The 16,881-nt window shown below is 54.6% G+C and carries 30 protein-coding genes; all 30 read right to left on the bottom strand.

Annotation, left to right across the window (positions count from 1 at the left end):
* Window positions 1-136: 136 nt before the first annotated feature.
* Window positions 137-1,591 (bottom strand): catalase, encoded by a 1,455-nt coding sequence (locus tag ACX3YF_RS10470; protein ID WP_458973706.1) that lies wholly within the window; start codon window positions 1,589-1,591, stop codon window positions 137-139.
* A gap of 236 nt (window positions 1,592-1,827) precedes the next feature.
* The gene (gene rplQ, locus ACX3YF_RS10465; protein WP_007924175.1) at window positions 1,828-2,214 is read right to left on the bottom strand and encodes a 50S ribosomal protein L17; all 387 of its coding nucleotides are present in this window, start codon (window positions 2,212-2,214) and stop codon (window positions 1,828-1,830) included.
* A 42-nt stretch (window positions 2,215-2,256) separates the two neighbouring features.
* Window positions 2,257-3,258: a DNA-directed RNA polymerase subunit alpha gene (locus tag ACX3YF_RS10460; protein WP_007924176.1), complete on the bottom strand. Its 1,002-nt coding sequence runs from the start codon at window positions 3,256-3,258 to the stop codon at window positions 2,257-2,259.
* Between the two features lie 22 nt (window positions 3,259-3,280).
* Complete coding sequence (rpsD, locus tag ACX3YF_RS10455; protein ID WP_003176404.1) at window positions 3,281-3,901, bottom strand: 30S ribosomal protein S4; 621 nt, start codon at window positions 3,899-3,901, stop codon at window positions 3,281-3,283.
* Window positions 3,902-3,919: 18 nt separating this feature from the next.
* Window positions 3,920-4,309, bottom strand: a complete 390-nt coding sequence (gene rpsK, locus ACX3YF_RS10450; RefSeq protein ID WP_002555466.1) for a 30S ribosomal protein S11 — start codon at window positions 4,307-4,309, stop codon at window positions 3,920-3,922.
* 30 nt (window positions 4,310-4,339) lie between these two features.
* Window positions 4,340-4,696 carry a 30S ribosomal protein S13 gene (rpsM, locus tag ACX3YF_RS10445; RefSeq protein WP_008374135.1) on the bottom strand — a complete coding sequence of 119 codons (357 nt, stop codon included), beginning with the start codon at window positions 4,694-4,696 and terminating at the stop codon, window positions 4,340-4,342.
* A 130-nt stretch (window positions 4,697-4,826) separates the two neighbouring features.
* Window positions 4,827-4,943, bottom strand: a complete 117-nt coding sequence (gene rpmJ / locus ACX3YF_RS10440) for a 50S ribosomal protein L36 (RefSeq protein WP_002555468.1) — start codon at window positions 4,941-4,943, stop codon at window positions 4,827-4,829.
* A gap of 27 nt (window positions 4,944-4,970) precedes the next feature.
* Complete coding sequence (gene secY / locus ACX3YF_RS10435) at window positions 4,971-6,299, bottom strand: preprotein translocase subunit SecY (RefSeq protein WP_003228718.1); 1,329 nt, start codon at window positions 6,297-6,299, stop codon at window positions 4,971-4,973.
* Entirely contained in the window at window positions 6,300-6,737 is a 438-nt protein-coding gene (rplO, locus tag ACX3YF_RS10430; RefSeq protein ID WP_003228720.1) for a 50S ribosomal protein L15, read from the bottom strand.
* Between the two features lie 3 nt (window positions 6,738-6,740).
* Window positions 6,741-6,917 carry a 50S ribosomal protein L30 gene (gene rpmD, locus ACX3YF_RS10425; protein ID WP_003176408.1) on the bottom strand — a complete coding sequence of 59 codons (177 nt, stop codon included), beginning with the start codon at window positions 6,915-6,917 and terminating at the stop codon, window positions 6,741-6,743.
* 2 nt (window positions 6,918-6,919) lie between these two features.
* Window positions 6,920-7,420: a 30S ribosomal protein S5 gene (gene rpsE / locus ACX3YF_RS10420; RefSeq protein ID WP_003186035.1), complete on the bottom strand. Its 501-nt coding sequence runs from the start codon at window positions 7,418-7,420 to the stop codon at window positions 6,920-6,922.
* A 3-nt stretch (window positions 7,421-7,423) separates the two neighbouring features.
* A complete protein-coding gene (gene rplR, locus ACX3YF_RS10415; RefSeq protein ID WP_003186037.1) occupies window positions 7,424-7,774 on the bottom strand; it encodes a 50S ribosomal protein L18 in 351 nt (116 codons plus the stop codon).
* 10 nt (window positions 7,775-7,784) lie between these two features.
* Window positions 7,785-8,318, bottom strand: coding sequence for a 50S ribosomal protein L6 (gene rplF, locus ACX3YF_RS10410; RefSeq protein WP_003176412.1), 534 nt, complete (start codon window positions 8,316-8,318; stop codon window positions 7,785-7,787).
* 12 nt (window positions 8,319-8,330) lie between these two features.
* Window positions 8,331-8,723: a 30S ribosomal protein S8 gene (rpsH, locus tag ACX3YF_RS10405; protein WP_008065722.1), complete on the bottom strand. Its 393-nt coding sequence runs from the start codon at window positions 8,721-8,723 to the stop codon at window positions 8,331-8,333.
* A 209-nt stretch (window positions 8,724-8,932) separates the two neighbouring features.
* Window positions 8,933-9,238, bottom strand: coding sequence for a 30S ribosomal protein S14 (gene rpsN / locus ACX3YF_RS10400; protein WP_003176414.1), 306 nt, complete (start codon window positions 9,236-9,238; stop codon window positions 8,933-8,935).
* A gap of 13 nt (window positions 9,239-9,251) precedes the next feature.
* Window positions 9,252-9,791 carry a 50S ribosomal protein L5 gene (rplE, locus tag ACX3YF_RS10395; protein ID WP_003210069.1) on the bottom strand — a complete coding sequence of 180 codons (540 nt, stop codon included), beginning with the start codon at window positions 9,789-9,791 and terminating at the stop codon, window positions 9,252-9,254.
* 20 nt (window positions 9,792-9,811) lie between these two features.
* Window positions 9,812-10,126 carry a 50S ribosomal protein L24 gene (gene rplX, locus ACX3YF_RS10390; RefSeq protein ID WP_003186046.1) on the bottom strand — a complete coding sequence of 105 codons (315 nt, stop codon included), beginning with the start codon at window positions 10,124-10,126 and terminating at the stop codon, window positions 9,812-9,814.
* Window positions 10,127-10,137: 11 nt separating this feature from the next.
* Window positions 10,138-10,506, bottom strand: a complete 369-nt coding sequence (rplN, locus tag ACX3YF_RS10385; protein ID WP_002555479.1) for a 50S ribosomal protein L14 — start codon at window positions 10,504-10,506, stop codon at window positions 10,138-10,140.
* A gap of 23 nt (window positions 10,507-10,529) precedes the next feature.
* On the bottom strand, window positions 10,530-10,796 hold the full coding sequence (gene rpsQ / locus ACX3YF_RS10380) for a 30S ribosomal protein S17 (RefSeq protein WP_003176419.1): 267 nt from the start codon (window positions 10,794-10,796) through the stop codon (window positions 10,530-10,532).
* Between the two features lie 2 nt (window positions 10,797-10,798).
* The gene (gene rpmC / locus ACX3YF_RS10375; protein WP_002555481.1) at window positions 10,799-10,990 is read right to left on the bottom strand and encodes a 50S ribosomal protein L29; all 192 of its coding nucleotides are present in this window, start codon (window positions 10,988-10,990) and stop codon (window positions 10,799-10,801) included.
* The gene (gene rplP / locus ACX3YF_RS10370) at window positions 10,990-11,403 is read right to left on the bottom strand and encodes a 50S ribosomal protein L16 (RefSeq protein WP_003228729.1); all 414 of its coding nucleotides are present in this window, start codon (window positions 11,401-11,403) and stop codon (window positions 10,990-10,992) included. Before rplP ends, rpmC begins: the two co-directional genes overlap by 1 nt.
* A 12-nt stretch (window positions 11,404-11,415) precedes the next feature.
* A complete protein-coding gene (gene rpsC, locus ACX3YF_RS10365; RefSeq protein WP_003176422.1) occupies window positions 11,416-12,102 on the bottom strand; it encodes a 30S ribosomal protein S3 in 687 nt (228 codons plus the stop codon).
* Between the two features lie 13 nt (window positions 12,103-12,115).
* Window positions 12,116-12,448: a 50S ribosomal protein L22 gene (gene rplV, locus ACX3YF_RS10360; protein ID WP_003103908.1), complete on the bottom strand. Its 333-nt coding sequence runs from the start codon at window positions 12,446-12,448 to the stop codon at window positions 12,116-12,118.
* An 11-nt stretch (window positions 12,449-12,459) separates the two neighbouring features.
* On the bottom strand, window positions 12,460-12,735 hold the full coding sequence (gene rpsS / locus ACX3YF_RS10355; protein ID WP_002555486.1) for a 30S ribosomal protein S19: 276 nt from the start codon (window positions 12,733-12,735) through the stop codon (window positions 12,460-12,462).
* 16 nt (window positions 12,736-12,751) lie between these two features.
* Window positions 12,752-13,576 carry a 50S ribosomal protein L2 gene (gene rplB / locus ACX3YF_RS10350; protein WP_003186055.1) on the bottom strand — a complete coding sequence of 275 codons (825 nt, stop codon included), beginning with the start codon at window positions 13,574-13,576 and terminating at the stop codon, window positions 12,752-12,754.
* A gap of 14 nt (window positions 13,577-13,590) precedes the next feature.
* A complete protein-coding gene (gene rplW / locus ACX3YF_RS10345; RefSeq protein ID WP_002555488.1) occupies window positions 13,591-13,890 on the bottom strand; it encodes a 50S ribosomal protein L23 in 300 nt (99 codons plus the stop codon).
* Complete coding sequence (gene rplD / locus ACX3YF_RS10340; protein WP_007924200.1) at window positions 13,887-14,489, bottom strand: 50S ribosomal protein L4; 603 nt, start codon at window positions 14,487-14,489, stop codon at window positions 13,887-13,889. Before rplD ends, rplW begins: the two co-directional genes overlap by 4 nt.
* Window positions 14,490-14,501: 12 nt before the next feature.
* Window positions 14,502-15,137 carry a 50S ribosomal protein L3 gene (rplC, locus tag ACX3YF_RS10335; protein WP_003186059.1) on the bottom strand — a complete coding sequence of 212 codons (636 nt, stop codon included), beginning with the start codon at window positions 15,135-15,137 and terminating at the stop codon, window positions 14,502-14,504.
* Window positions 15,138-15,217: 80 nt separating this feature from the next.
* Entirely contained in the window at window positions 15,218-15,529 is a 312-nt protein-coding gene (gene rpsJ, locus ACX3YF_RS10330) for a 30S ribosomal protein S10 (RefSeq protein ID WP_003186070.1), read from the bottom strand.
* Window positions 15,530-15,686: 157 nt separating this feature from the next.
* Entirely contained in the window at window positions 15,687-16,880 is a 1,194-nt protein-coding gene (tuf, locus tag ACX3YF_RS10325; RefSeq protein WP_130211430.1) for an elongation factor Tu, read from the bottom strand.
* Between the last annotated feature and the right edge of the window lies 1 nt (window position 16,881).

Below are 16,881 nucleotides of genomic sequence, written 5' to 3'. Positions count from 1 at the left end.
CTGCCTGAAAGTCTGTAGTTTGAACCAAGCTGCTTGGCAGGTCACTCGATTCAAGCAATAAAAGCGAAGATATTCTGAGAAAAGCAGCTTAATTAACGCAAAAAACCGCCCAATCAAGGGCGGTTCTGCTTCTCATTTAGACTTCGTTAAGCTGTACGTCGAGCAGCTTCGCGATTGCTTCTCCATACGCCGGATCAGCCTTGTAGAAATGCTGCAATTGGCGGTCAACCACATCACTGGATACACCCCCCATCGCACCGGCAATGTTACCGACCAACAACGCTTTCTGCTCATCGCTCATCAGGCGAAACAGCGCGCCGGCATGACTGTAGTAATCGGTATCCTTGCGGTGATCGTAGCGATCGGCCGAACCGCTTAACGCGAGCGCCGGCTCAGCGTAACGAGGTGCTTGTTTAGGCGATTCGACATAACTGTTCGGTTCGTAGTTGGGTGCTGCACCGCCATTGGTGCCAAACGCCATCGTTCCATCGCGCTGATAGCTGTTAACCGGGCTACGCGGAGCGTTAACCGGCAATTGTTGGTGATTGGTGCCGACACGGTAGCGGTGAGCATCGGCATAAGCGAAAACGCGTCCCTGTAGCATCCGGTCTGGCGACAGCCCAACCCCCGGTACCATATTGCTTGGGCCAAACGCTGCTTGTTCGACTTCCGCGAAATAGTTGAGCGGGTTGCGATTGAGCTCCAACTCGCCGACCTCAATCAACGGAAACTCTTTCTGCGACCAGGTCTTGGTCACGTCGAACGGGTTCTCATAATGCGCGGCAGCTTGTGCTTCGGTCATGATCTGGATGCACACACGCCATTTCGGGAAGTCGCCACGCTCGATGGCGCTGAACAGATCACGCTGGGCGTAATCCGGATCAGTACCCGCGAGGCGCGCAGCTTCTGCCGGCGCCAGGTTCTTGATCCCTTGTCGGGTCTTGTAGTGCCACTTGACCCAATGGCGTTCGCCATTGGCATTGATCAAGCTGTACGTGTGACTGCCGAAGCCGTGCATGTGACGATAGCCATCAGGAATGCCACGATCGGAAAACAGGATCGTGACCTGGTGCAGCGCTTCAGGAGAGTGGGACCAGAAGTCCCACATCGCCTGCGCGCTTTTGAGATTGCTTTGCGGCAGCCGCTTCTGCGTATGGATGAAGTCCGGGAATTTGAGCGGATCGCGGATGAAGAACACTGGCGTGTTGTTGCCAACAATGTCCCAATTTCCTTCCTCGGTGTAGAACTTCAACGCGAAGCCGCGTGGATCGCGCTCGGTATCCGCCGAACCGCGCTCACCGCCAACGGTGGAAAACCGCAAAAAGGTCGGCGTTTGTTTACCCACTGTTTCAAACAGCTTGGCGCTGGTGAGCTGAGTAATGTCGCGAGTCACGGTAAACGTACCGTACGCACCTGAACCTTTGGCGTGTACACGTCGTTCAGGGATGTTTTCCCGGTTGAAATGGGCGAGTTTCTCGATCAGGTGGAAATCGTCGAGCAGCAGCGGGCCCCGAGGGCCGGCGGAACGGGAATTCTGATTATCGGCGACAGGAGCGCCACTGGCGGTGGTCAGTGTTTTATTTTGGCTCATGCGAACTCTTCCTTTGTCAGTCTTGAACTGCCGGGGAATCGGCTTGGCGGGAAGTATTGATCATCATCGTGACCGCCACAAATTCATTAACTTGCGGAGATCGATAGAAAATTACTAATGATCAACCCACACTTATAGTGCCGACCAGGAAGGCTTGAAGCTTGTATGTAGAGCGCATTTCTTACAGGCACAAAAAACCGGGCACTGGGCCCGGTTCCTTGTTTCAGACTGACGTCTTACTCAGCGGATACAGCTTCACCGCCGACAGCACGATCAACCAACTCGACGTACGCCATAGGCGCGTTGTCGCCAGCGCGGAAACCGCACTTGAGGATGCGCAGGTAGCCACCCTCACGGGTAGCGTAACGCTTGCCCAGGTCGTTGAAGAGCTTACCAACGATAGCTTTCGAACGAGTACGGTCGAAAGCCAGACGGCGGTTAGCCAGGCTGTCTGTCTTGGCCAGAGTGATCAGCGGCTCAGCAACGCGACGCAGTTCTTTGGCTTTTGGCAGAGTAGTTTTGATCAGCTCGTGCTCGAACAGCGACACCGCCATGTTCTGGAACATGGCCTTGCGGTGCGAGCTGGTGCGGCTGAGGTGACGACCACTTTTACGATGACGCATGGTTCATTCCTTACCAAACACTACGTTCGGTGATTACGACGATCAGGCAGTCGCCTTGTCGTCCTTCTTAAGACTTGCAGGCGGCCAGTTGTCGAGGCGCATGCCGAGGGACAGACCGCGGGAGGCCAGAACGTCCTTGATTTCAGTCAAGGATTTCTTGCCCAGGTTCGGAGTCTTCAACAGCTCTACTTCGGTACGCTGAATCAGGTCACCGATGTAGTAGATGTTTTCCGCCTTAAGGCAGTTGGCCGAACGTACAGTCAGTTCCAGATCGTCAACCGGGCGAAGCAGGATCGGATCGATCTCGTCTTCTTGCTCGATTACCACTGGTTCGCTGTCACCTTTGAGGTCGACGAACGCAGCCAACTGCTGTTGCAGGATGGTTGCAGCGCGGCGGATAGCCTCTTCAGGATCCAGAGTACCGTTGGTTTCCAGATCAATAACCAGCTTGTCCAGGTTAGTACGCTGTTCGACACGGGCGTTTTCCACCACGTATGCGATACGGCGAACCGGGCTGAACGAAGAGTCAAGCTGCAAGCGACCGATGCTGCGGCTTTCGTCTTCATCGCTCTGACGCGAGTCTGCCGGTTCATAACCACGACCACGAGCTACGACGAGCTTCATGTTCAGGGCGCCGTTAGACGCCAGGTTAGCGATTACGTGATCGGGGTTAACGATCTCGACATCATGATCCAGCTGAATATCGGCAGCGGTAACCACCCCCGAACCCTTCTTCGACAAGGTCAGCGTAACTTCGTCACGGCCGTGCAGCTTGATAGCCAGACCTTTAAGGTTCAACAGGATTTCAATTACGTCTTCCTGTACACCTTCGATGGCGCTGTACTCGTGGAGCACACCGTCAATCTCGGCCTCGACTACTGCACAGCCGGGCATTGAGGACAACAGGATGCGGCGCAGCGCGTTGCCCAGGGTGTGGCCAAAGCCACGCTCGAGAGGCTCGAGAGTGATCTTGGCGCGGGTTGGACTGACAACCTGCACATCAATGTGGCGGGGTGTCAGGAACTCATTTACCGAAATCTGCATGGATGCACCTATTTTCTAGCCCTTACTTGGAGTAGAGCTCGACAATCAGGCTTTCGTTGATGTCGGCGGACAGATCACTGCGAGCTGGAACGTTCTTGAAAACGCCCGACTTCTTCTCAGTGTCTACTTCTACCCATTCTACGCGGCCACGTTGGGCACACAGATCGAGAGCTTGGACAATGCGAAGTTGATTTTTTGCTTTCTCGCGAACAGCAACCACGTCACCAGCACGAACCTGGTAGGACGGTACGTTAACGGTCTGACCGTTTACGCTGATCGACTTGTGCGATACCAGCTGGCGAGATTCGGCACGAGTCGAACCAAAGCCCATACGGTATACAACGTTGTCCAGACGGCATTCGAGCAGTTGCAACAGGTTTTCGCCAGTTGCGCCTTTCTTGCCAGCAGCTTCTTTGTAGTAGCCGCTGAATTGACGCTCGAGAACGCCGTAGATACGACGGACCTTCTGCTTTTCACGCAGTTGGGTGCCGTAATCGGACTGGCGACCGCGGCGTTGGCCGTGGATACCAGGTGCTGCTTCAATGTTGCACTTCGATTCGATCGCGCGCACGCCGCTCTTCAGGAAGAGATCGGTGCCTTCGCGACGAGCGAGTTTGCATTTTGGACCAATGTAACGAGCCATTCTTTACAATCTCCTGGATTACACGCGGCGCTTCTTCGGCGGACGGCACCCGTTGTGCGGGATTGGCGTCACGTCGGTGATGCTGGCGATCTTGTAGCCACAGCCGTTCAAAGCGCGGACTGCGGATTCACGACCTGGACCTGGACCTTTGACGTTTACGTCGAGGTTTTTCAGGCCGTATTCCAGCGCAGCTTGACCAGCACGTTCAGCAGCTACTTGAGCAGCAAACGGGGTGGACTTGCGGGAACCGCGGAAACCCGAACCACCGGAGGTAGCCCAGGAAAGAGCGTTACCTTGACGGTCGGTAATGGTCACGATGGTGTTGTTAAAAGATGCATGGATGTGGGCGATGCCATCAACCACTGTCTTTTTAACTTTTTTACGAGGACGAGCAGCAGGTTTTGCCATGATTAATTTCCTGTCGATTCGCTGGGGCGATTACTTGCGGATCGGCTTACGCGGACCTTTACGGGTACGCGCGTTGGTCTTGGTACGCTGACCGCGTACTGGCAGACCACGACGATGACGCAGACCGCGATAGCAACCGAGGTCCATCAAGCGCTTGATTTTCATGTTGATTTCGCGACGCAGGTCACCTTCAGTGGTGAACTTCGCCACTTCGCCACGCAGCTGTTCAATTTGCTCGTCGCTCAGATCCTTGATCTTTGCTGCTGGGTTTACCCCAGTATCTGCACAAATTTTCTGTGCAGTAGTGCGACCAACACCATAGATGTAGGTCAGCGAGATAACAGTATGCTTGTTATCTGGAATGTTAACGCCTGCAATACGGGCCATTCAGTGGGACTCCAATTGACAGCTACCTACGCCCCGGAAGCCAAGAAATAGGGCGCGAGATAATATCGCTGTAATAACAAATAATCAACCCGGCAGCGCACTAGCTGCCGGGCTTGAAGCACAATCACACTCAGCCTTGGCGCTGTTTGTGACGCGGTTCCGCGCTGCAAATTACTCGAACAACACCTTCGCGGCGAATAATCTTGCAGTTACGGCACAGCTTTTTCACCGATGCACGAACTTTCATCACCAACTCCTCGAACCTTATGGGTACTCAGCGCAACATGCCGCTGCCGTAACCCTTCAGGTTGGCTTTCTTCATCAGGGATTCGTACTGGTGCGAAACGAGGTGCGATTGTACTTGGGACATGAAGTCCATCACAACCACGACCACGATCAGCAACGAGGTCCCGCCAAGGTAGAACGGAACGTTGGCTGCAACCACCAGGAACTGGGGCAACAGGCAGACGGCCGTCATGTAAAGAGCACCGAACATGGTCAAGCGAGTCAGAACGCCATCAATGTAGCGCGCAGACTGCTCACCTGGACGGATGCCCGGAATAAAGGCACCGGACTTCTTCAGGTTTTCCGCTACGTCTTTCGGATTGAACATCAACGCCGTATAGAAGAAGCAGAAGAAAATAATCCCTGCACTAAACAGCAGAATATTCAACGGCTGACCAGGAGCGATCGACTGCGAGATGTCCTGCAACCAGCCCATACCTTCAGACTGACCGAACCAGGCACCCAACGAAGCCGGGAACAGCAATATGCTGCTCGCGAAAATAGCCGGAATAACACCGGCCATGTTCACCTTCAGCGGCAAGTGGCTGGTCTGCGCAGCGAAGACCTTGCGACCCTGCTGACGCTTGGCGTAGTGAACAGCAATACGACGCTGGCCACGCTCAATGAACACCACGAAACCGATAATCGCTACTGCCAGCAAACCGATGGCAACCAGGGCGAAGATGTTGATATCACCCTGACGTGCAGACTCGAAAGACTGCCCGATCGCTCTCGGAAGACCGGCGACGATACCCGAAAAAATCAACATCGAGATACCGTTGCCAACACCACGCTCAGTAATCTGCTCACCCAGCCACATCATGAACATCGCACCAGCCACAAAAGTGGATACCGCGACGAAATGGAAGCCAAAGTCACCAGTGAACGCTACGCCCTGCCCCGCCAGACCAATGGACATGCCAATGGCCTGAACGAGAGCGAGGACGACAGTGCCGTAGCGGGTGTACTGGCTGATCTTGCGACGGCCAGCTTCACCTTCCTTCTTCAACTGCTCCAGCTGCGGGCTGACGGCGGTCATCAGCTGCATGATGATCGATGCCGAAATGTACGGCATGATCCCCAATGCAAAGATGCTCATCCGTTCCAGCGCGCCGCCGGAAAACATGTTGAACAAGCTAAGAATGGTCCCCTCATTCTGTCGAAACAGGTCCGCGAGTCGGTCCGGGTTGATACCTGGAACCGGGATGTGTGCGCCTATTCGGTAGACGATAATCGCCAGGAACAGAAAACGCAGACGAGCCCAGAGTTCAGACATACCGCCTTTGCCGAGCGCAGAGAGAGCACCTTGCTTAGCCATTTATTCCTCGAACTTGCCGCCAGCTGCTTCGATAGCCGCACGCGCACCTTTGGTGGCGCCGATTCCCTTGCCGATAGTGACAGCGCGAGTCACTTCACCGGACAGCATGATTTTCACACGCTGTACGTTGACGTTGATCACGTTGGCATCTTTCAGGGACTGCACGGTGACGATGTCGCCTTCCACTTTAGCCAGCTCGGACAGACGCACTTCTGCGCGATCCATGGCTTTCAGGGAAACGAAACCGAACTTCGGCAGGCGACGATGCAGCGGCTGTTGACCGCCTTCAAAGCCTGGAGCAATGGTGCCACCGGAGCGGGAAGTCTGACCTTTGTGACCACGGCCACCAGTCTTACCCAAACCACTACCGATACCACGGCCCGGACGATGCTTTTCGCGACGGGAACCCGGCGCTGGACTCAGATCATTGAGTTTCATCGATTAACCCTCGACACGCAGCATGTAGTAAGCCTTGTTGATCATCCCGCGATTCTCGGGAGTATCCTGGACTTCTACAGTGTGACCGATGCGACGCAGACCCAGACCCTTAACGCACAGTTTGTGGTTAGGGATGCGGCCGGTCATGCTTTTGATCAGCGTAACTTTAACGGTAGCCATGATCAGAAGATCTCCTTGACGCTTTTGCCACGCTTGGCGGCAATGGATTCAGGAGACTGCATAGCCTTCAAACCTTTGAAAGTGGCGTGAACCACGTTTACCGGGTTAGTCGAGCCGTAGCACTTGGCCAGAACGTTCTGAACGCCAGCAACTTCGAGAACGGCACGCATAGCGCCGCCAGCGATGATACCGGTACCTTCAGAAGCAGGCTGCATGTACACCTTCGAAGCGCCGTGAGCGGACTTCATTGCGTACTGCAGAGTGGTGCCGTTCAGATCAACCTGGATCATGTTGCGGCGAGCAGCTTCCATTGCCTTCTGGATCGCAGCAGGCACTTCACGCGACTTGCCACGGCCGAAGCCAACGCGCCCTTTACCATCACCAACCACGGTCAACGCGGTGAAAGTGAAGATACGGCCGCCTTTAACGGTTTTGGCTACGCGGTTAACTTGAACCAGCTTCTCAATGTAGCCTTCGTCGCGCTTTTGGTCGTTATTTGACATAACTTAGAACTCCAGCCCAGCTTCACGAGCAGCATCAGCCAACGCTTTAACGCGGCCATGGTACTTGAAGCCAGAGCGGTCGAAAGCCACCTGCGAGACGCCAGCGGCCTTAGCACGCGTAGCGACCAGCTGGCCAACCTTAGTGGCCGCGTCGATGTTGCCAGTGGCGCCATCACGCAGTTCTTTATCCAAAGTCGAGGCGCTTGCCAGGACTTTGTTGCCGTCGGCCGAAATGACCTGGGCGTAAATGTGCTGCGAAGAGCGGAACACGCAGAGACGCACGACTTCGAGTTCGTGCATTTTCAGGCGTGCTTTGCGAGCGCGACGCAGTCGAGTAACTTTTTTGTCGGTCATTTGCTATGCCCTACTTCTTCTTGGCTTCTTTACGACGGACGACTTCGTCCGCGTAGCGCACACCTTTGCCTTTGTATGGCTCTGGTGGACGGAAGTCGCGGATCTCGGCGGCCACTTGACCTACCAGCTGCTTGTCGATGCCCTTGATCAGGATATCGGTCTGGCTAGGAGTCTCAGCGGTGATGCCTTCCGGCAGTTCGTAATCCACTGGATGCGAGAAGCCAAGAGCCAGGTTCAGCACTGTGCCTTTTGCTTGCGCTTTGTAACCAACACCGACCAGCTGGAGCTTGCGCTCGAAGCCTTGGCTTACGCCTTGGACCATGTTGTTTACCAACGCACGAGTGGTACCAGCCATTGCGCGAGTTTGTTGATCGCCATTGCGAGCAGCGAAACGCAGCTCACCAGCTTCTTCAACAATCTCAACGGACGAATGGATGTTCAGTTCGAGAGTGCCCTTGGCACCCTTCACCGAAAGCTGTTGACCTGCGAATTTTACTTCGACACCGGCTGGCAGCTTAACGGGGTTCTTAGCGACGCGAGACATGCTTATCCCCCCTTAGAACACAGTGCAAAGAACTTCGCCGCCGACACCGGCAGCGCGCGCAGCACGATCAGTCATCACACCCTTGTTGGTGGAGACGATAGACACACCGAGACCGCCACGAACTTTTGGCAGATCATCGACGGACTTGTACTGACGCAGGCCTGGACGGCTAACGCGCTTCACTTCTTCGATAACCGGACGGCCTTCGAAGTATTTCAGCTCGATGGACAGCAGTGGCTTTGTTTCGCTGCTGATCTGATAACCCGCAATGTAACCTTCGTCCTTCAGGACTTTGGCAACAGCTACCTTCAACGTGGAAGATGGCATGCTTACGACGGACTTTTCAGCCATCTGGGCATTACGGATACGAGTTAGCATGTCCGCTAACGGGTCCTGCATACTCATGGGCTAGACGCTCCTAATACAAAAAAATTAGCCTTGCGGCTATTACGTGTCGCCGAGAATCTCCGAGCGTAGAAAACACGGGCTCAGGCGAGCCGGGTATTCTAGACACACCCCAGAAATGAATCAAGCCCCAAAAGGGGCTTGATTCAGATTCAAGGCCACCAGTGGTCAGGATCTTGCGATTCCGACCACCGAGACTTTGACAGTACTTACCAGCTAGCTTTAACCAGACCTGGTACGTCACCACGCATTGCCGCTTCACGCAGTTTGTTACGGCCGAGGCCGAACTTGCGGTAAACGCCGTGTGGACGACCGGTCAGGCGGCAGCGGTTACGCATGCGCGAAGCGCTTGCGTCACGTGGCTGCTTCTGCAAGGCCACTGTAGCTTCCCAACGCGCTTCTGGACTTGCGTTCAGATCAACGATGATAGCTTTCAGTGCTGCACGCTTCTTGGCGTACTTGGCAACCGTGAGCTGACGCTTCAGCTCGCGGTTTTTCATGCTCATCTTGGCCATGGTCCTACTCCAATCAGTTGCGGAACGGGAATTTGAACGCACGCAGCAGAGCGCGGCCTTCATCATCGTTCTTGGCAGTGGTGGTCAGGGTGATGTCCAGACCGCGGAGAGCATCGATCTTGTCGTAGTCGATTTCCGGGAAGATGATCTGCTCTTTCACGCCCATGCTGTAGTTGCCACGACCATCGAAGGACTTGGCATTCAGGCCGCGGAAGTCGCGAACCCGAGGCAGGGAGATCGACAGCAGACGATCCAGGAACTCGTACATACGCTCACGGCGCAGGGTCACTTTGACGCCGATCGGCCAACCTTCACGGACTTTAAAGCCAGCGATGGATTTGCGAGCGTAGGTCACAACGACTTTCTGGCCGGTGATCTTTTCCAGGTCAGCAACAGCGTGCTCGATGACTTTTTTGTCGCCGATCGCTTCGCCCAGACCCATGTTCAGGGTGATTTTGGTAACGCGCGGAACTTCCATCACGTTCGAAAGCTTAAGTTCTTCCTTAAGTTTCGGAGCGATTTCCTTCCGGTAAATCTCTTTTAGTCGTGCCATGGTCTTCTACCTAGCAGTGTTCAAGCATCAACCGCTTTTTGGGTCGACTTGAAGACACGAATTTTCTTACCGTCTTCTACTTTGAAACCAACGCGGTCAGCCTTGTTGGTTTCGCCGTTGAAGATGGCGACGTTGGAAGCGTGCAGTGGCGCTTCTTTCTCGACGATACCGCCCTGTACGCCCGACATCGGGTTAGGCTTGGTATGACGCTTGACCAGGTTCAGACCACCAACAACCAGACGGTTGTCAGCAAGAACCTTCAGCACCTTACCGCGCTTACCTTTGTCTTTGCCGGCGATCACGATGATCTCGTCGTCACGACGAATCTTTTGCATGTCGGATCTCCTTACAGCACTTCTGGGGCGAGCGAGACGATCTTCATGAACTTCTCAGTACGAAGTTCACGGGTCACTGGCCCAAAGATACGGGTGCCGATTGGCTCTTGCTTGTTGTTCAGAAGAACAGCAGCGTTGCCATCAAAGCGGATAATGGAGCCATCAGCACGACGTACGCCGTGACGAGTGCGGACTACAACAGCAGTCATCACTTGGCCTTTTTTCACCTTACCGCGAGGAATTGCTTCCTTCACGGTAACTTTGATGATGTCACCGATACCAGCGTAACGACGATGGGAGCCACCCAGCACCTTGATGCACATAACGCGGCGAGCGCCGCTGTTATCGGCCACATCGAGCATGGATTGAGTCTGAATCATATAATTTCTCCGACCCCTAGTCCTTAGACTTCCACAGCGCGTTCGAGAACATCAACCAGCGCCCAAGACTTGGTCTTGGCCAAAGGACGAGTTTCACGAATAGTGACTTTGTCGCCGATGTGGCACTGATTGGTTTCGTCGTGCGCGTGCAGCTTAGTCGAACGCTTAACGTATTTACCGTAGATCGGGTGCTTTACGCGACGCTCGATCAGAACGGTGATGGTTTTGTCCATCTTGTCGCTGACAACACGGCCAGTCAGCGTACGGACAGTTTTTTCGGCTTCAGCCATGATTACTTACCTGCCTGCTGGTTGAGCACAGTCTTCACGCGAGCGATGTCACGCTTAACTTGCGAGAGCAGATGAGACTGCCCCAACTGGCCAGTTGCTTTCTGCATACGCAGATTGAACTGGTCGCGCAGCAAGCCGAGCAGTTGCTCGTTCAGCTGCTGTGCGGATTTTTCACGAAGTTCATTCGCTTTCATCACATCACCGTCCGTTTAACAAAGGAGGTGGCGAGCGGCAGCTTTGCAGCAGCCAGGGCGAAAGCCTCACGCGCCAGCTCTTCAGAAACACCCTCGATTTCATACAGGACTTTGCCTGGCTGAATCTGGGCAACCCAGTATTCGACGTTACCCTTACCTTTACCCATCCGAACTTCGAGTGGTTTTTTGGAAATAGGCTTGTCCGGGAATACACGGATCCAGATCTTGCCGCCACGTTTTACGTGACGGGTCAGAGCACGACGCGCTGACTCGATCTGACGAGCGGTGAGACGACCACGAGCAACAGACTTCAGCGCGAACTCGCCGAAGCTGACTTTGCTACCGCGCAATGCCAGGCCACGGTTGTGACCAGTCATTTGCTTGCGGAACTTCGTACGCTTTGGTTGCAACATTTGGCGTACCCCTTACTTAGCAGCTTTTTTACGAGGCGCTGGTGCTTGTGGTTTCAGTTCTTCTTGGCGACCACCAATTACTTCGCCTTTGAAGATCCAAACCTTTACACCGATCACACCGTAGGTGGTGTGAGCTTCGTAGTTGGCATAGTCGATGTCGGCACGCAGGGTGTGCAGTGGCACACGACCTTCGCGATACCATTCAGTACGTGCGATTTCAGCACCGCCGAGACGACCGCTCACTTGGATTTTGATGCCCTTGGCACCAATGCGCATTGCGTTCTGTACAGCGCGCTTCATAGCGCGACGGAACATGACGCGACGCTCCAGCTGCTGAGCTACGCTCTGCGCAACCAGCATACCGTCGAGCTCCGGCTTGCGGATCTCTTCGATATTGATGTGCACAGGCACACCCATTTGCTTGGTCAGGTCCTGACGCAGTTTCTCAACATCTTCACCTTTCTTCCCGATAACGATACCTGGGCGAGCGGTGTGAATGGTGATACGTGCAGTTTGGGCCGGACGATGGATATCGATACGGCTTACGGACGCGCTTTTTAGTTTGTCTTGGAGATACTCACGCACCTTCAGATCAGCGAACAAGTAGTCCGCATAAGTCCGACCGTCTGCGTACCAGACGGAGGTGTGCTCCTTGACGATTCCCAGGCGAATGCCAATGGGATGTACTTTCTGACCCATCTCTTCGACTCCGTTACTTGTCAGCAACCTTGACAGTGATATGGCAAGACCGCTTGACGATGCGATCAGCACGGCCTTTGGCACGTGGCATGATGCGCTTCAGCGAACGCCCTTCGTTAACGAAAACGGTGCTGACTTTCAGGTCATCAACGTCTGCGCCTTCGTTATGCTCGGCGTTGGCTACGGCCGACTCCAGCACTTTCTTCATGATCTCGGCGGCTTTCTTACTGCTGAAAGCCAACAGGTTGAGCGCTTCGCCCACCTTCTTCCCGCGGATCTGGTCGGCGACCAAGCGGGCTTTCTGGGCGGAGATTCGAGCGCCCGACAACTTAGCGGCTACTTCCATTTCCTAACCCCTTAACGCTTGGCTTTCTTGTCTGCCACGTGCCCACGATAAGTGCGGGTACCGGCGAACTCGCCCAGTTTGTGGCCGACCATGTCTTCGTTAACGAGAACTGGGACGTGTTGACGACCGTTGTGTACTGCGATGGTCAGACCGACCATTTGTGGCAGGATCATCGAACGACGCGACCAGGTTTTAACTGGTTTGCGATCGTTCTTTTCCGCCGCCACTTCGATCTTCTTCAGTAGGTGAAGATCGATAAAAGGACCTTTTTTCAGAGAACGTGGCACTGTCGTATCCCTCTATTTACTTGCGACGACGGACGATCATTTTGTCGGTACGCTTATTACCACGAGTCTTCGCGCCCTTAGTCGGGAAGCCCCATGGCGATACCGGATGACGACCACCAGAGGTACGACCTTCACCACCACCATGTGGGTGGTCAACCGGGTTCATGGCAACACCACGAACGGTTGGGCGAACGCCACGCCAGCGTTTGGCACCAGCTTTACCCAGCGAACGCAGGCTGTGCTCGGAGTTCGAGACTTCACCCAGGGTCGCGCGGCATTCAGCCAGCACTTTACGCATCTCACCAGAACGCAGACGCAGGGTCACGTAGACACCTTCACGAGCGATCAGCTGAGCCGAAGCACCAGCGGAACGAGCGATCTGTGCGCCTTTACCTGGCTTCAATTCGATGCCGTGTACGGTGCTACCAACTGGAATGTTACGCAGTTGCAGAGCGTTGCCCGGCTTGATCGGTGCCAGAGCACCTGCGATCAGCTGGTCGCCAGCGCTCACGCCTTTAGGGGCGATGATGTAGCGACGCTCGCCATCTGCGTACAGCAGCAGAGCGATGTGAGCAGTACGGTTTGGATCGTATTCGATACGCTCGACAGTGGCAGCGATGCCATCTTTGTCGTTGCGACGGAAGTCGACCAGACGATAATGCTGCTTATGACCACCACCGATGTGACGAGTGGTAATACGGCCATTGTTGTTACGACCACCAGACTTCGACTTCTTCTCGAGCAGCGGTGCGTGAGGAGCGCCTTTATGCAGCTCCTGGTTGACCACCTTGACCACAAAACGGCGGCCAGGGGAAGTCGGTTTGCATTTAACGATTGCCATGATGCACCCCTTCCTTACTCAGCACTGCTGCTGAAATCGAGATCTTGGCCTGGCTGAAGGGAGATAACTGCCTTCTTCCAGTCATTACGCTTGCCCAGACCGCGAGCAGTGCGCTTGCTCTTACCCAGAACATTCAGGGTAGTAACACGCTCTACTTTCACGCTGAACAGGCTTTCGACGGCCTTCTTGATTTCCAGCTTGGTTGCATCAGTAGCAACCTTGAAAACGAACTGGCCTTTCTTGTCTGCCAGAACCGTAGCCTTCTCGGAAACGTGCGGGCCAAGCAGAACTTTAAATACGCGTTCCTGGTTCATCCCAGCAGCTCCTCGAATTTCTTCACGGCCGACACGGTGATCAACACCTTGTCGTATGCGATCAGACTAACTGGATCGGAACCTTGCACGTCACGTACATCTACGTGCGGCAGGTTACGAGCAGCCAGGTACAGGTTCTGATCAACAGCGTCCGACACGATCAAAACATCGGTCAGGCTCATGTTGTTCAGCTTGCCCAGCAGGTCTTTGGTTTTCGGCGTTTCAACAGCGAAATCCTGAACCACGACCAGACGATCAGTACGCACCAGCTCAGCAAGGATGGAACGCATTGCTGCGCGATACATCTTCTTGTTCAGCTTCTGGGAGTGATCCTGAGGACGAGCTGCGAAAGTGGTACCGCCGCCACGCCAGATTGGGCTACGGATAGTACCGGCACGAGCACGGCCAGTACCTTTCTGACGCCATGGGCGCTTACCGCCACCAGAAACGTCGGAACGGGTCTTTTGCTGCTTGCTACCTTGACGGCCGCCAGCCATGTAGGCCACGACTGCTTGGTGAACCAGCGTCTCGTTGAATTCGCCGCCAAATGTCAGTTCGGAAACTTCGATCGCTTGAGCGTCATTTACATTTAATTGCATGTCAGCTTCCCCTTAACCGCGAGCCTTGGCTGCTGGACGTACAACCAAGTTGCCGCCAGTAGCGCCAGGAACAGCGCCCTTGACCAACAACAGATTGCGTTCAGCGTCCACGCGCACTACTTCGAGGGACTGCACGGTCACGCGCTCAGCGCCCATATGACCGGACATTTTTTTGCCCTTGAATACACGACCAGGAGTCTGGCACTGGCCGATAGAGCCTGGAACGCGGTGGGATACGGAGTTACCGTGGGTGTTATCTTGCCCGCGGAAGTTCCAACGCTTGATCGTACCCTGGAAGCCTTTACCCTTGGACTGACCGGTTACATCAACCAGTTGACCAGCGGCGAAGATTTCAGCGTTGATCAGATCGCCGGCCTGGTACTCGCCTTCTTCAAGACGGAATTCCATTACGGTACGACCAGCGGCAACGTTCGCTTTAGCGAAGTGGCCAGCCTGAGCTGCTGTTACACGCGAAGCACGACGCTCGCCGACAGTGACTTGCACTGCACGATAGCCATCGGTCTCTTCAGTTTTGAACTGGGTGACGCGATTCGGTTCGATCTCAATGACCGTGACCGGAATGGAGACACCTTCTTCGGTGAAAATACGGGTCATACCGCATTTACGACCGACTACACCAATAGTCATGTTGTAAACCTCATGAGTGTACGGGGCTTTCACCCGCTATGGCCGCCCATTTCAGAGCGTTACACGACTAAGACCGAGTCTTAGCCGAGGCTGATCTGCACTTCCACACCGGCCGCAAGATCAAGCTTCATAAGTGCATCAACGGTTTTATCCGTTGGCTGGACGATGTCCAGAACGCGCTTATGAGTACGGATCTCGTACTGGTCACGCGCGTCTTTGTTGACGTGCGGGGAGACCAGAACGGTGAACCGCTCTTTACGGGTAGGCAGTGGAATTGGACCACGCACTTGAGCACCAGTACGTTTCGCGGTTTCCACGATTTCCTGGGTGGATTGGTCGATCAGGCGATGGTCGAAAGCCTTCAACCTGATACGGATTTGCTGATTTTGCATTGGATTTCAGACTCCGGCTGCTATTCCCACCGGGCGCAATACGCCCGTTAAAAGGAGGCGCAATTCTATAGACGCCCCCGATAGGTGTCAACCCAATAAAAAAAGCCCCCGCTGAGCGGGGGCCTTTTCAAAGCATCAAAGCTAACTCAAAAGGAGCTTACTCGATGATTTTAGCTACAACGCCAGCACCAACGGTACGGCCGCCTTCACGGATAGCGAAGCGCAGACCGTCTTCCATTGCGATGGTTTTGATCAGGGTAACAGTCATTTGAATGTTATCGCCTGGCATTACCATTTCAACGCCTTCTGGCAGCTCGCAGTTACCAGTCACGTCAGTAGTACGGAAGTAGAACTGTGGACGGTAGCCTTTGAAGAACGGAGTGTGACGACCGCCTTCTTCTTTGCTCAGAACGTAAACTTCTGCGGTGAACTTGGTGTGCGGCTTAACCGAACCTGGCTTAACCAGAACCTGACCACGCTCAACGTCGTCACGCTTGGTACCACGCAGCAGAACGCCGCAGTTCTCGCCAGCACGACCTTCGTCGAGCAGCTTGCGGAACATCTCAACACCGGTGCAGGTGGTGGTGGTGGTGTCACGCAGACCAACGATTTCCAGTGCATCTTGAACGCGAACGATACCGCGCTCGATACGACCAGTCACAACAGTACCACGACCCGAGATCGAGAATACGTCTTCGATTGGCATCAGGAATGGCTTGTCGATAGCACGCTCTGGTTCTGGGATGTAGCTGTCCAGAGTCTCTACGAGGCGCTTAACGGCAGTGGTGCCCATCTCGTTGTCGTCCAGACCTTCCAGAGCCATACGAGCCGAACCGATGATGATCGGAGTGTCGTCGCCAGGGAAGTCGTAGGTGGACAGCAGGTCGCGAACTTCCATCTCAACCAGTTCCAGCAGCTCAGCGTCGTCTACCAGGTCAGCCTTGTTCAGGAAAACCACGATGTACGGAACGCCTACCTGACGGGACAGCAGGATGTGCTCACGAGTTTGCGGCATCGGACCATCAGCGGCCGAGCAAACCAGGATCGCGCCGTCCATCTGGGCAGCACCAGTGATCATGTTCTTCACATAGTCAGCGTGACCTGGGCAGTCAACGTGAGCGTAGTGACGAATGCTCGAGTTGTACTCTACGTGCGCGGTGTTGATGGTGATACCACGAGCTTTTTCTTCTGGTGCGCTGTCGATCTTGTCGAAGTCAACACGAGCCGAACCGAAAACTTCGGAGCAGACGCGAGTCAGAGCAGCGGTCAGAGTGGTTTTACCGTGGTCAACGTGGCCGATGGTGCCAACGTTTACGTGCGGTAGGGAACGATCAAATTTTTCTTTAGCCACG

It is taken from the genome of Pseudomonas fluorescens group sp. PF-69, assembly GCF_054481235.1.
This window is presented reverse-complemented; position numbering and strand designations above follow the sequence as displayed.